Annotated in this window: 16 protein-coding genes and 1 tRNA gene; 5 read left to right on the forward strand and 12 right to left on the reverse strand. The window is 40.6% G+C overall.

The features are described from left to right. The first annotated feature begins 129 nt into the window (after window positions 1-129). Window positions 130-213 (forward strand) — tRNA-Leu (locus tag B5X77_RS18440). A gap of 757 nt (window positions 214-970) precedes the next feature. Here B5X77_RS18440 and B5X77_RS18445 read toward each other — a convergent pair. Continuing rightward, the gene (locus B5X77_RS18445) at window positions 971-1177 is read right to left on the reverse strand and encodes a cold-shock protein (protein ID WP_079509393.1); all 207 of its coding nucleotides are present in this window, start codon (window positions 1175-1177) and stop codon (window positions 971-973) included. Window positions 1178-1593: 416 nt separating this feature from the next. On the opposite strand from B5X77_RS18445, the gene B5X77_RS18450 reads away from it, so the two are divergent. Then, window positions 1594-2214: a LysE family transporter gene (locus B5X77_RS18450; protein WP_079509394.1), complete on the forward strand. Its 621-nt coding sequence runs from the start codon at window positions 1594-1596 to the stop codon at window positions 2212-2214. Window positions 2215-2321: 107 nt separating this feature from the next. Beyond that, complete coding sequence (locus B5X77_RS18455; protein WP_079509395.1) at window positions 2322-2627, forward strand: DUF6509 family protein; 306 nt, start codon at window positions 2322-2324, stop codon at window positions 2625-2627. Window positions 2628-2669: 42 nt separating this feature from the next. Here B5X77_RS18455 and B5X77_RS18460 read toward each other — a convergent pair whose 3' ends face one another. The 3 genes from B5X77_RS18460 to B5X77_RS18470 are packed head-to-tail and all read right to left on the reverse strand — an operon-like array spanning window position 2670 to window position 4167. Beyond that, window positions 2670-3065 carry a cytosolic protein gene (locus B5X77_RS18460; protein ID WP_079509396.1) on the reverse strand — a complete coding sequence of 132 codons (396 nt, stop codon included), beginning with the start codon at window positions 3063-3065 and terminating at the stop codon, window positions 2670-2672. Between the two features lie 30 nt (window positions 3066-3095). Beyond that, a complete protein-coding gene (locus B5X77_RS18465) occupies window positions 3096-3593 on the reverse strand; it encodes a metallophosphoesterase family protein (protein WP_079509397.1) in 498 nt (165 codons plus the stop codon). A 55-nt stretch (window positions 3594-3648) separates the two neighbouring features. Then, window positions 3649-4167, reverse strand: a complete 519-nt coding sequence (locus B5X77_RS18470) for a hypothetical protein (RefSeq protein ID WP_079509398.1) — start codon at window positions 4165-4167, stop codon at window positions 3649-3651. A 144-nt stretch (window positions 4168-4311) separates the two neighbouring features. Between B5X77_RS18470 and B5X77_RS18475 the strand changes: the two genes are divergently transcribed. Next, window positions 4312-5364: a sulfite oxidase gene (locus tag B5X77_RS18475; protein WP_079509399.1), complete on the forward strand. Its 1053-nt coding sequence runs from the start codon at window positions 4312-4314 to the stop codon at window positions 5362-5364. 62 nt (window positions 5365-5426) lie between these two features. Here B5X77_RS18475 and B5X77_RS18480 read toward each other — a convergent pair whose 3' ends face one another. From B5X77_RS18480 to ku, 3 genes are all read right to left on the reverse strand, one after another. After that, window positions 5427-5924 (reverse strand): GreA/GreB family elongation factor, encoded by a 498-nt coding sequence (locus B5X77_RS18480; RefSeq protein WP_176167371.1) that lies wholly within the window; start codon window positions 5922-5924, stop codon window positions 5427-5429. A gap of 31 nt (window positions 5925-5955) precedes the next feature. After that, window positions 5956-6858 (reverse strand): NAD-dependent epimerase/dehydratase family protein, encoded by a 903-nt coding sequence (locus tag B5X77_RS18485; protein ID WP_079509401.1) that lies wholly within the window; start codon window positions 6856-6858, stop codon window positions 5956-5958. Between the two features lie 185 nt (window positions 6859-7043). Then, a complete protein-coding gene (gene ku, locus B5X77_RS18490; protein ID WP_079509402.1) occupies window positions 7044-7898 on the reverse strand; it encodes a non-homologous end joining protein Ku in 855 nt (284 codons plus the stop codon). Window positions 7899-8035: 137 nt separating this feature from the next. On the opposite strand from ku, the gene B5X77_RS18495 reads away from it, so the two are divergent. Further along, window positions 8036-9868 (forward strand): DNA ligase D, encoded by a 1833-nt coding sequence (locus tag B5X77_RS18495; protein ID WP_079510298.1) that lies wholly within the window; start codon window positions 8036-8038, stop codon window positions 9866-9868. Between the two features lie 34 nt (window positions 9869-9902). Here B5X77_RS18495 and dapF read toward each other — a convergent pair whose 3' ends face one another. From dapF to B5X77_RS18515, 5 genes are all read right to left on the reverse strand, one after another. Further along, entirely contained in the window at window positions 9903-10883 is a 981-nt protein-coding gene (gene dapF, locus B5X77_RS18500) for a diaminopimelate epimerase (protein WP_079509403.1), read from the reverse strand. A gap of 29 nt (window positions 10884-10912) precedes the next feature. Continuing rightward, window positions 10913-11071 (reverse strand): hypothetical protein, encoded by a 159-nt coding sequence (locus tag B5X77_RS23480; RefSeq protein WP_176167372.1) that lies wholly within the window; start codon window positions 11069-11071, stop codon window positions 10913-10915. Window positions 11072-11152: 81 nt separating this feature from the next. After that, window positions 11153-11479 carry a four-helix bundle copper-binding protein gene (locus B5X77_RS18505; RefSeq protein ID WP_079509404.1) on the reverse strand — a complete coding sequence of 109 codons (327 nt, stop codon included), beginning with the start codon at window positions 11477-11479 and terminating at the stop codon, window positions 11153-11155. An 87-nt stretch (window positions 11480-11566) separates the two neighbouring features. Continuing rightward, a complete protein-coding gene (locus tag B5X77_RS18510) occupies window positions 11567-12358 on the reverse strand; it encodes a hypothetical protein (protein ID WP_079509405.1) in 792 nt (263 codons plus the stop codon). Between the two features lie 178 nt (window positions 12359-12536). Then, a complete protein-coding gene (locus B5X77_RS18515) occupies window positions 12537-13925 on the reverse strand; it encodes a S8 family peptidase (protein WP_079509406.1) in 1389 nt (462 codons plus the stop codon). Between the last annotated feature and the right edge of the window lie 200 nt (window positions 13926-14125).

Raw genomic sequence — 14125 nt, forward strand, 5'->3', positions numbered from 1 at the left:
CCAACACACAGAAATTTTTAAAATTTTATGTGAAGAGGGATAAAAATAATACAACTTGTACCAGATTACCAAAAAAATTTAAATTGAAATCCTTCATTTTTATGCTATAATTTTTTTATAAACGAACTCGCGGGTGTGGCGGAATCGGCAGACGCGCTAGATTCAGGTTCTAGTGGTGGCAACACCGTGGAGGTTCAAGTCCTCTCATCCGCATACAGAAAAGGTGCCTATATATAAGGGCACTTTTTTTGTGTCTTTAAACGCCTTTTCCGGTTGTTCTTAAATTGAGGTTTTTTGACAGATTCGCTCCTCCCCTTCGAGCCAGTCGAAATTAAGAAGAGTTCTTGACAGCTTTGGCTGTTTCTCCTTGATACCTGTCATAATACCGAAGGATTTTTGACAGCTTTGACTTTTTCTCCTTCAAACCTGTCACAATACCGAAGGATTCTTGACAGCTCTCGCCTCTCATCCCTCTAACCTGTCACAATAACGATGGATTCTTGATTGCTCTCGCCTCTCATCCCTCTAACCTATCACAATAACGATGGATTCTTGACAGCTCTAGTCTCTCATCCCTCTAACCTGTCTTTATAACAAAGGATTCGTGACAGCTCTAGCCTCTCATCCTCAAACCTGTCTTAATAGCTTTGTCATCTCTCCCTTGAGACCTGTCTGGGTTGGGAGGGTTTATCGACTACGCCGCTAGTGGAGCGTTGGAAAATATCCATCTTAATAAAAGGCTCTCTTCTCAAACTTTGTTGCTATTGACAACAAAATAGGATGGAATTACATATGTTTCTTCACAAAACTAAAGCTTAATAAGAGAAAAGAGCTTGCCAACTTAGTACCGACCTACAAAATGGCTTTTATCACGTAAAATCGGATTTAGGATTTTAACAACAATCTTTACGTAAACAGCCTAATAAAAAAACAGCCTGGATATTCATCCAGACTGCCTGCACACCATTAGTTATCCGATTAGATTTTGACTATGATTGTTGACGACTTCAAGCACCTTTGTCGTCTCCTCCATATCACTTTTGCAAATCGGGCAAGCGGGGACAATGCTGCTTTTAAAGTTGTCACGAACCCAGCAATTGCAATCATTAGAAGTACATACCCATATTTTCGTTTCAGCAGTTACGATTTCTTCAGGTGGTTTTCTTCCAAATGCCATTTTCCTCACGCTCCTATGTGTTTAATTACGGTTTTTTCATTTTAAGTTTTATATGCTTATATTTTACCCGGATCAGAAATATCCAGGAACGTGCAAGCACCTGATTACTCAAAATCAAAAAAACCTTATCATCGTTCGATTGATAAAAAAATTCATTTATTATAAAAAGCCGGCAATTGAAACTTTTTATAATAAATGAATGGTCCGAAAGTTGATATCTATTTCATTTTATCACACTTTCTTATTTTTACCAAAAGTGACACATCTGTAGGTCAAGAACAACAATAATTAGTATATTCATTTCCCCGCTTTTTTATTTATACAGTTTTTTTATAAAAAAGGTTGTACAGCTTTACCTGCCTGAATAAAAATAGTACAAGCAAATCACGCTTTGACTATTGGGGGGGTTCTTTAAATTGAATGTTTTCCTGGGTTACATATTCCTTGGGCTATCACTTGCTGCTCCAATCGGCCCTGTCAATGCGGCTCAGATGGATAAAGGTATCAAGAGCGGCTTTATACAGGCATGGCTTCTTGGCCTAGGTGCGTTGACAGCAGATATTATTTATATGCTTGCAGTCTATCTAGGAGTTGTTAGATTTCTTGAAACTCCTTTCATGCAATCCTTTCTCTGGCTTTTTGGATTCTTTGTATTGATGTACACTGGCATTGAAACAATCATAAGTGCCGGGAAAATCAGGATGGACCATAGAGAAGGAGAATCCGGTTTAAAGTCCTTTTTGTCCGGTTTCATGATGTCAATTTCAAATCCGCTTACTATTTTATTCTGGTTGGGAATTTACGGCTCTGTACTGGCCAAGACCGCCTCGTCCTATGGAACAGGGGAACTAGTTCTCTACAGCTTTGGGATTATTCTTGGGCTCATTCTCTGGGATGTTGTGATGGCCGCTATATCAAGCAGTTTCCGCATGCTTCTTACCACCAGGTTATTGACCTTTATTTCTCTCATTTCAGGAGTTTCACTAATCGGATTTGCCTTATTTTTTGGCTACCAGGCTTTGAAGCTCTTTCTCTGATCTTGTCCAAATTGTTTAGTTGAGCTTTCTTTTCAGTTTATCCCTTGATTGTTTTAGGATATTTCGATATATAATAGAAAAGACAAAACCAAAAGGATGAGACATACATGAACATTATCGGACATACGGTCGAACTCCTCGAAGATCCATTCGGACTTCTTTCAGGAGACAGATATGAGTATTTTTTAAATATCGAGGTTGATGAAGACGACGAGCTTTATACAGATAAAGGCCTGCTTTTAAAAGTATTGTTTTTAGTGGAAGGCGATCAAACGCGAATCCTCCAAAGCTACTTCATTGAACAGGCAACCGAAAAGGTTCTCGATTTTGAGCTTGAGGAAGATGAAGCGGAGCAGGTTCAGGCGTACTGCGAACAAAACTTACAGTCTCTTCAAGAAACTGAGTCAGAATAGACAAAAAGGAGAGCAGATACCTGCTCTCCTTTTTGTTTAGGATTAAACCTCTACTGACTTGCCTTCTTCGACGATATGATAAAGAAGATGGGCAAGGTGCTGAACAGGACCTAGTTCTCCCTTTTCTTCGTTCAGTTCCTCGGTGAATTCCAGGTCATTCAGATATAGCGCTGCAAATTCATAGAAGTCTTTGAGACTGAAGCCGTAGCAGTTAGAAGGTTGCTCACTGTCATCTTCATATTGGAGCATAAGATAGTTCTCCTTGCCATCCTTATCTTCTGCATCAAAAAATACAAAGAACCCGATATTTGTATCCAAATCAAATAAGTGTCTCGTACCCCCTTCAGTAGCTAGTTCATAATCCTCACTGCTCAATTTTTGGACATTCATTGTTTCGACCCGGTCTTCGGCATGAAATTTTACATCAAAAGTTTTCAAGAGAATAGCACTCCATTCTTCAGGTTGTTTTTATTGCTTGTCTTCAAAAAAGATATGCTCTGCTTTTATTTTTTCCCCGATTGTCAGGATACCATAGGAAAATTCCTTTTGTCTTCTTTTATCAGTTGGAGACCCAGGATTGAAGATGATCGCACCATCGATTTCCTTTAAAACAGGAATATGGGAATGACCATAAATGATGCAGTCTACATCGTCGTCTGCAAATGCTGCCATTGCCCTTCTTTCAGTCGTCTTCCCGGTACCATGACCATGGACAATCCCTATTTGAAAGTTACCTGCCCTTAATACTTCTTTGGAATTGAGCAGGCTTTTAAGTTCCGGACCATCTGCATTGCCGGTCACTCCTATAACTGGTGCATACTGTTTAAGTTCATGGAAAAGTTCTATAGTCTGCCAGTCTCCTGCATGGATAATGAGGTCACAATCTCCCAGGTCACCCAACAGTCTCGATGGCAGCCGCTTTGCTTTTTTCGGCATATGCGTGTCAGATATGACCACCACTTTCATGGGATCAGCCCCTTCCATCTACTGTTCACTGTTATGTTACCCTGTGTAAAATTCATTAACCTTTATACTTAGTTACATTAAAATAATCTTTCGTTTCGTTATACTCATTGACCTCGACATCAAGGTCATGAAAATAGCGATGGAGCTGAAGCAAAACTTTCTTATCTTTTTTACCATCCTTAATCGTTCGAGAATAATTGGCAATGGAATCGAAATCTGCCTGGAGAGAAGAATTTTCGGTTTTTACCGTTGCTAGCACCTTAATAACCTCCGACGCAAGCCTCCTCTGTTCTTCCCACTTCACTGTGTCAATCCTTCCCCACCCTAATGTATCATTGTATTTCTTATGAAAGTCAGCAATAAAGCTGCCGACAGAAGAGTAGTTTTTGTTTCCAGAGTTCTCCTGAAATACTGCAACCGTCTGGCTTTTACCCTGATTGTCTGGATTGCTTCCGCTTCTTCCATTGAATAGGCTACCGTTCTCCCACATCGTATATCCAGCATACAAACCGAAAGCCAGCAAAAATAGACTGGCAGGTAAAACCATAAGTTTCCATTTATTTTTCTTTTCCATCTGTCAGCCCCCTGTGTCAATTGCGACTCATATTATATCTGTCCTTTCTATATAATTAGACAGCAGTCTGTGAATCACCTTCAATAAACTCTACACAGAGTTTCTATCATATAACCATACATAACAATGCGGGGAGGAAATAATATGTACTTCCATGACAATAAGGCACGTCCACGCCTGATCACTAGAAGTCTTGATCCAGAGAATCAAGAATCACCTATGCATTTTATACCCTTCTTATTAACGATTCCCAACACGCTTTTTTTCCGCAGGAATCACTTTCCTTATCCGATTTTAACACCTGATGCATTCTCGTTAAAAATTTCAGGCTCAGTAAATAACCCTTTTACCATTCCTTACACAGATTTTCTCAAGCTGCCTGCCAAGTCTCAAAAGGTCCTGATTGAATGCTCCGGTAACAAAAGGGCATTTTTTAAGGAGAAAGTATTCGGAGAACAATGGGAAAACGGAGCATTAAGTGAGGGAGTTTGGAAAGGGGTGCCTCTTAAACACCTGTTAAAGTACACCGGTATAGGTTCAGGTGTCAAGGAAGTCGTTTTTAGAGGCAGAGATCATGGTATAAAAAATAATGAAAACAGAAATTTTGAAAGAAGCTTGCCAATTAACAAAGCTGTTCAAACCGACGTAATGATTGCATATGAATATAATGGGAAACCCCTCTCCCATAAACACGGCTTCCCTTTCAGGGTTATTGTACCTGGCTGGTATGGGATGGCTTCAGTAAAATGGCTTACCGAAATCATTTTGATTGAGAACAATTTCTCGGGACCTTTCCAGACCGAGGATTATGTATATCATTATAAGGACGGCACTTCAGAACCAGTTACTGAAAACCATGTGAATTCAACTATCCAGCAGCCTTTGGATAAGCAAATCCTTAAAAGCGGAACCCACTGGATTAAAGGGATAGCCTGGACAGGTTCTGGCCGCATATCCAAGGTAGAAATCAGCTTTGACAATGGTCAAACCTGGGATTCAGTCAAATATGAAAATGCACCCGCAAAGCACCATACTGTATCCTGGACGTATCCTAAAGAATTCGAAACCGGTCAAGAATATCACATAACTATCAGAGCAACAGATAGTGAAGGTAACATCCAGCCAGCAGAACCTGTATGGAATAGGAAAGGCTATGGCTACAATGCTTCGATGCAGATTACAATTAAAGTAGAGTAATTTTGCTTCTAATATTAAAATTCCCGGAATTCAATGCTCCGGGAATCAAAATTTTTATAAAATTATTGTCTGGCGTCCTCCCACGATCGATAAAGTCCTAATATCTTGCACTTGATTTCACCTGAGGGAACCGTGAGAATCGTTTCCTCTCCCACTTTCAAACCTAGCAGTTTTTTGGCTACCGGAGTTTCATAGAAGATCTTGTTTTCTTCAATATTCGATTCTCCAAAACCCACTATTTCATAAATTTCCTCTTCCGAAAAATCCGGATACTCAAACATACTTTTTATAATCGAACCAATAGCAACTTCTGTTGTGTTCCGCTCGTTGAACTTTATAAATTCGGCGGTCTTGAACGTTTGTTCGATTTCTTTCAGGCGATTCTCTAGTATCCGTTCATCTTGCTCTAACTTGTGGAAGTTGGGATTTGCCAGCTTATCATCCCCGCAAGCATTGTAAGCTAGATTCTTTTCCATACGGACCTGCTTCAATTCAAGTTTCAGACTGGCGATTTGCTGCAGAATCATTTGCTCTCCAGCAGGGGTGATTTTAACTGCCATGTTAATCTCCTTTATACGGATGGTCAGGTGTTCATTCGGTAATTTTACCATGAGCGGTTATGTAGTGGTTAATTAATGCATCAAGCAGTTTATGGAGATCCACAAATTTATAACCCAATCCCACTGCAAGCGAGGTATCAATTGACCATGACCCAGGCAAAGCATACGGTGACATATTATCAGAATGACCTGTTTCCTCTATAATTGCTGTTTTTCCTGCCAGCAGTTCGATTTTTTCAATCAATTCCCGCAAGCTAATGTCCCCTGAAGAACCCGGGTTAATTGGACCGGAATAATCAGTTTGCCCGATTTTCAGGAGAAAATCAGCTGCTTCCTCAGCATCGATAAAGCTATAGCGCATGTCCGGCGCTGGAATTCCTATTGTTTGACCTGAAATTATTTTATCAACATGGAACTTCAGTCGTCCTGTATAATCATCTTCTGAGACAACAATCGGAAAGCGGGATGAAACGACTTCGAACTTGCCCAGCTGATGGAAAACTGCTTCTGATGCCCGCTTTGCCTCTTTATAGCCTTCATATCCAGGGTATTCCCTGCGGCCTTTATATTCAATTGGGAAAGTAAATGCATTAAAATTCTCTTCTTTATGTAGTGTCCCGAACTCATAGACAGCCTGGGTAGAAGTAAAAATATAACGACCCACTCTCTCATTCAATACTTCTGATGTATCCTTTGCTTCTATTGGCGAAAAACAAGATTGGTCATAAACAAGGTCCCACTCTTTCCCATCAAAAGCTTTTGCCAGCGTCTCTTTCTGTTCCCGATCGATCACCAGCCGCTTTACTTTTTCACCAAATGGATCTGTTTTCGTGCCTCTGGTGGCGATTGTTACATCATCGCCATTAGCTATAAGCTTTTCGACTAGTTTTTTGCCAAAATACTGGGTTCCCCCCAAAACAAGTATTTTTCTCAACCAGAATACCCCCTTTTCTCTTTTATTTTTATTCTTCTTTTACAGGGAATTATCCTTTATTAAAGATCTTATTGTATTTTGTTACTCATGTTTGGAATATGTACAAAAAAAGCAGCTCTTTTTTTTATGCAAAAGCCGGCCCAACAGAGATGGACCGGCTTTTGCATTTGAAATGTTTATCCTGTTTAGGCTTGTTTCTTTTCCTTTGCCTTGGGTTTTGCTGCTGTTTTCTTTTTCTTGGCAGCTGCAGGTTCTTTCTTTTTTTCCGGCTTAGTCCTGTCGATAGAGGCCTGCAACGCTGCCATAAGATCGGTTACGTTAGATACAGGCTCTTTCTCTGTTGGTGTCACCAGTTCTTTGCCTGTGCGCTTCGCTTCGATCAGCTCCAGCAGTGCTGTACGGTAATCGTCTTTATATTTTTCAGGTTCAAATTCTGTAGTCAGCTGGTCAATAAGCATGATGGCTGTTTCCAGTTCTTTTTCCGTCACCTTGTCTTCAGAAGGAACATTAGGAACATCAACTGTTTTCCGAACTTCATCAGGAAAATGGATGGTTTCCATGACAAGCGTGTTATCATACACCCGCACTACCGCTAATTGTTCCTTCGCACGGATCATGATTTTAGCGATGCCCACCTTCTGTGACTCCTCCAGTGCTTTTCTTAATAATGAATAGGCTTTGCCACCGCTCTCATTTGGCGAAATGAAATAACTCCGCTGATAGTAAATGGGATCGATTTCGGACATCTTGACAAAATCAATAATTTCGACGGCTTTGTCTTCATTTTCTTTCCGTAATGCTTCAAGATCTTCATCTTCCAAAATGACGAACTTCCCTTTAGTGTACTCATATGCTTTAACGATATCTTCATTCTTCACTTCCACATCGCAAACCGGACATGTTTTTTCATATTTAATCGGTGAGTGGCATTCTTTATGAAGAGTTCTCAGCTTTATGTCTTTATCTTCAGTAGCAGCATGAAGCTTAATGGGTATGTTGACGAGCCCAAAGCTGATGCTCCCCTTCCAAATTGTATGCATGGCGTTCTCCACCTTATCGTTTTATTACTAATTTGCTTAAGAATCGATTTATCATGCGTTAAAACTTTTGCCAGCGTACTAGTTTGCTGTGAAACAGGAACAATATAAATACGACTGGTGAAAGGAAGGGAATTATGCTGAAACCGATGCTCCCTACACTGGCATTCGAAACGCCACAAGGGAATGACTGGCGTTATGAGATTAAATTTGATGGCTTTCGTGCGCTTTTGACATGGGAAACTAAAATTGAACTGACAAGCAGGAATGGAAAACCGCTTCTGCCATTGTTCCCGGAGCTCACTGAATTCCTGATGGCAAATAAAGAAAAATTCCTGCCCCATTTACCGCTTACATTTGATGCAGAGCTGGTTTATCTTGAGAATCCCTTTAAAGCAAACTTCGGTGCCATACAGATTAGGGGAAGAATGAGATCTCAAGAAAGAATTAAATCAGAATCTGCAAGAAATCCTTGCAGGCTTATGGTTTTTGACCTTCTCGAGTTGAAGGGAAAAAGTTTGAAAGGTGAAAGTTATGATGACAGGCGGGAAAAACTCAGATCCTTGTTCACTGAGCTTGGGTTGCCTGAATCTCCAGATCATCAAAACATGAACCTTTTACAGCTTGTGCCTAGCGAAACGGACTTGGACAGCCTATGGGAAAAGGTCGTCATTTATGATGGTGAGGGGATTATTGCAAAACAAAAAAACAGTATATGGGAAGAGGGAAAACGTACAGAAACATGGATAAAAACAAAAAACTGGAAATACGTTTCCTGTTTTGTTACTGCTTATGAAAAATCGAATGGTTATTTTTACATCTCTGTGTTTAAAGGGTCAAAGATACATCAAATCGGACTTGTTATCTTTGGATTTAAACCCGAAGAAAAAAGCGCCCTTCATGAGATCCTCAAGCAGAATAAAAGCAGTGAAGATCACCAATTCATTTATGTTGCACCTGCGATTTGCTTGGATGTAAAATACCTTGAAATTTATGAGGATCAGCTTCGAGAGCCTCATTTCCATCAATTCCGATTCGATTTAACACCAACAGCCTGTACGTTTGAAAAATTCGTCTTCCAGCAAAAGAACCTTCCTCTGGATATTGAAATTACGCATCCTGATAAGCCGCTTTGGGAAGACCCGCAAATCCAGAAGATTGATTATATTCACTATTTGAGAGAAATCTCGCCCTATATGCTCCCTTTTCTTAAGGACAGGCTGCTGACCGTCATTCGGTATCCGCATGGTATGTTTGGCGAAGCTTTTTACCAGAAAAATGTTCCAGACTATGCACCGGCATTCGTTGATACTTCTAAGTCGGAAGGCATTGAATACATAGTCTGCAACAATATGAAAACACTGTTATGGCTGGGTAATCAAATAGCCATTGAATTCCATATACCTTTTGAGACGATAGGCAGCAAAGGCCCGGATGAAATTGTCTTTGACCTAGACCCTCCATCCAGAGAATACTTTCATCTGGCAATTAAAGCTGCGATTTACATTAAGGAAGTACTCGATGAACTGAAGTTGGTCAGTTTCATTAAAACATCCGGCAACAAAGGACTCCAAGTCTATATCCCGCTGCCTTCAAACAGATTCAGCTATGCAGATACCCGGTTGTTCACGGCCTTTGTCGCAAACTATCTTGTTTCAAAGGATCCTGAGTCTTTCACAATAGAAAGGATGAAGAAAAACAGGGGCAATAGATTGTATGTTGATTACATTCAGCATGCTGAGGGCAAAACCATTGTCAGTCCCTATTCTGCACGAGGAAAATCCCACGCTGGAGTGGCAACCCCGCTCTTCTGGGATGAAGTAAATGAAGATTTGAACATTAAGGATTTTCACCTTGGGTCCACAATCGAACGTGTGAAAAAGTTAGGATGCCCTTTCCGGTCTTACTTTTCTGCAAAAGAAGAGCAGGTCTTTGAACCGGTTTTAGAAATATTAAAAAAGAAAAAATCCTGAATTCAACCTTCAGGATTTTTTTGTATGCCTACTATTAAAATTTGGATAGATATTCTTTTGCATGGTCCTGGAGCTTTTCATACTGAATATTTTCATTAAAATCTTCCTGTTCGAGGATCTCAGCCATCATTCCCTTTACAGTGAAATCAACTTCAATCTGGGCGGAGTAAACGAATGTTGCGTTACCAATGAGATCAATTTTGTAAGTACCTTCTTCTTTGTGGACAGCACACTGGACCATTCCACCGTTGTTGTATACATTAATCGGCTGATCCATTTCATTTTCATTCATCAGGCATGTAACAAGAGCAGAGGCCGACATTGCTGTACCACAAGCGTTAGTATATCCTACACCCCGCTCATATGTTCTGACAAAAATACTTCCCTTTTCCAGCAGTCTGATAAAGCTTACATTTACGCCATCAGGAAACAGATCGTTAGGCTGGTTCACCTTTTCGCTCAGTTCAGTCTGCAACTCGGATTCAAGCTGCTCTTTACTGACTACTGTCGTTAAGTGCGGATTAGGTACAGCCAGCGCGGTAAAAATCAATTCTTCAGATAATGCTGGGATTTTCTCCTGAAGAAGGGTATCTTGTTCAAGGTTTAATGGCAAATCCTTCAAGTCAAATGTTACCGGTGATATTTCCACCTGATAAGTCGGAATATCACTGAAAATCTCTTCATGCTTTTTGACCTTTAAGTTAGCCTTCAGCGTTTCTATGACGGCTTCTTCCACGCCGAGTTTCTCACAGACATAACGGCCTGCACAGCGAAGACCGTTCCCGCACATTGATGCTTCCGTGCCGTCGGAGTTAAAGATTCGATATTGAGCATCCGCTACCTTACTTGGGCGGATGAACAGTATTCCATCTGCACCCAAGGATTTTTCCCGGTCACAAAGCGCCAGCGCCAGATCTCGCCTTTTAAAATCGTCAAATTTATAATTACGTTCCGTTTCGTCTATAAGTAAAAAATCATTATTTGATCCATGGCATTTGATTAAATCAATTAACATACATACGCCCCCCAAAATCGTTCGTTATATTACAAGATGCCATAATTCGTCGAATTGTTCAATATTGAAGCTGATATGAAATAAAATATTCTCATGCTTTCACCTTTCATCTCTGTTCCCAGTACTCTCGGACTATGCAGGCGCTCTGCTTTTTTCGTTTTCCCCTCTCCTAGGCCTTTTTCGGGCAATGCAGACATCCTCCTTTTACACCCATTCCTTCTTCAAAAAAAAAGGACCAGCAATAGTCTGCTGATCCTTCGTGATGATTATTACGCCATTTTTCTGCATGCTTCTGCACATTTAAAGCAAGCTTCTGCACATTTTTGGCAATGGTCATGATTGTGCTTTTTGCATTCATTGCCGCAAGCTTCGCATATGTCTGCGCACAGCCCGCAAATCTGGTTTACAAAGTGGCTGTTGGTTTGCATCGCGGTTACTGCCATGCCGCAGATCTCAGCACATTCTCTATCCATCCTGATGCACTCGGCCATCATTTTCACATTTTCTTCCTTCAAGCAGGAATCAAAACATACATTACAAGCTTCAATACATTCAATACATGCCTGGATACAATCCTGATATTGTTGGTTAACCATGTTCCAACCTCCTTAAGCTCTCTACTTATCTGTTATCCTGATATCAATGGGATAAACAACATCTTAGGAATTGGAACATTTTTCATGTTAATGATCGTAGTACATATAGCGGCTTGCGAGTGCTGCAAAGACTACGAGCCTCTCTTGTTGATTCAAAGAATAGTCAAAGGTCAGAACAGGTATATTCGCATCTTTAAAATAATGAGTCCACTCCAGGGGCATCCAGCCTTTTTGAAGTCTTGCCGAGAGTTCCCCTTCATCCCTGATTAACTTAAGTTCATGAAACAGCCCAGTAGATTCATCAATTCTCAGTTTTTTCCCATTACCAATAAAGCCAATACCAATACTCCCCGCCTTCCTCTTACTCGGATAAAATAAACCAATGACATTACCTTTCTGGTCAAACATTTTAAGTCTGTTCCGCTCTTGGATCAGACTCGCCTGCATAATCCCTTCTGAATCATAGATTCCCAGCCTCTTCCTGATTCTTTTATCCGCAAAATAGGGGATAAACCAGCGGTATCTCCTAATTCTTGTTTCTCTCATTTCTCCGGCAAACATTCCGTCAGGAGTAAAAAAGAGCACTCTTAAAGCTGGTGCAGGAGCAAAAGTGAGAAGAAGGCTGTTAAGCTCAAACAGCTCTTTATCTTCATAGAGAGGAACCGGGACTGCACTTTCTTCCATCTTATTTTTATATAGGACAAATCCATTGTAATGAACAAGGCTGACTAGCAAGAAAGGAACAGTTACAAGGAAAAGTGGTAAATTCCATGAAAACGCTAGACTAAAGGATAAAATCACAAGCAGAATTACCGCTGATATAATAGAGCCATTTAGATTAGTATTTGCTTTTTGCAGATAAAACTCCTGTATATTCATATCTCTTATCTCCTTGAAGAAAATCTATTTCGTCATTCTATGTCTATTAATCAAGGAGACCAATCATGCTAGTTTTTTTGTACTGCCAACTATATTGTAATTAAAGTAGTGAGCAGGCAACGTTAAAAATTTTAGTAGAAAAAGATCAGACAGGGAATCCCTGTCTGATCTAATAATCTTATTTTAATTTAAGAGCGTTTACAGCGTTAATTAAACCATGTCCAGCATTTTCATCGTAACCTGTCTTGAAAACATCTTCAGCAGAATTTTGAATGATTGCTTTGACTTGTGAAGGAGAGAGTTTGTCCTTGCCATGCTTGGCAATGACCACACCTGCAAGAGCAGCAGTTTTTGGCGCAGCCATTGAAGTACCGGCTTTACCGCCGTAACCGTGGCCAATTACATTTTTATTGGCATCAAATACTGGTACAGTGCTCCAAGCCAGGTAGTTATTATCTCTGCCAGCACCGGTCGAAGGATCGTAGTTCGGTCCAAGGTCGCCTCCTGGTGCCATTACGTCAATTTTACCTACACCATAGTTAGAATAGAAAGCAAGGTTTTTCAAAGCGCCGCCTGCAGATACTCTAATCATTGTCTGGCTGCTTGGACTTCTGTGGGTAGCACCCTTATCATCTCCAGAGATTTTTCCAGGACTGCTAATGTCAAGAGCATTATTCCCTGCTGATCCTACAACAGTTACTCCCTTTTGGATTGCGTACTGGATTGCACGATTGAACAATTGCACATCGGCAACGATATCCTTCGTCGCATACGCAGGATCCTGGAACCAGTCGTACCCTCCAAGGGACATGTTTACAACATCAACATTGTCATCTGCCGCTGTCATAAGCGCCTCTGCGATATGGGAGGTTGCAGCTCCTCCAGTCGGACCGAATACTCGGTAAGATGCCACTTTAAGATCCGGACCTACACCAAGAGCTCTTCCTTTTGCAGCAATAGAACCGGCTACATGCGTGCCATGGCTATTCTGGTCGATTGGATCGTCATAGCCTGGAACGAAGGACTTTCCTCCAGCATAATTATCCTTAAGATCCGGATGGTTGTAATCAATTCCGGTGTCGATAACACCAACGACAATATCTTTTCCGTCAACAGATAATCCACTTCCACCTGGAAGGTTCCAGGACTCACCATTATTTGTCACCTGCTTAATATCCCACATGTATTTATTGTATATATCAGCGCCCTCAGTACTGTCTTCAGCAGATACAGTTTCTCCTTCAATGGTCTGTTCGGGATATACCGTACTTTCGACACCCGCCTCTAAAACAAGTGTGGATTTTTTCACCTCGTTCAGAAAGTTGGCATTTGTCGATGTGACCTCTACCGCTCCGAGCTTGTCCAATTTATCTTCCACCTGGCCGCCAGCTTTTTTAATTGCATCAGCATAACCAGCTGGCAGTCCCTGTTGTTCTTTAAAAATGACAAGGTATGTATTTTCGCTATTCGCTTCTGCTTCTCCCTTTCCGACACCTGCATTGAAAATGGTAGCAGCGCCTAATAGAACTGCGAGTGTCCCTGCATAAAGCTTTTTTCTTGTCGACATAGTACCCCTCCTAATTTATCTTAATTTTCATTATATTCATTAATCTAGTTTTAGCAATATAATGAATTCGACAGGAAAAACTTGATATTATGCGGAAAATTAGGTCTTTTTCATCATTCGCTTATCCTCTTCCCTATTAATGAAGATAGTTAAATAAACACAAAGAATCATTTTTAGTTAAATCCACTTGATTTGATTCG

The sequence above is a fragment of the Mesobacillus jeotgali genome, from assembly GCF_900166585.1.
Classification (GTDB): domain Bacteria; phylum Bacillota; class Bacilli; order Bacillales; family Cytobacillaceae; genus Mesobacillus; species Mesobacillus jeotgali_A.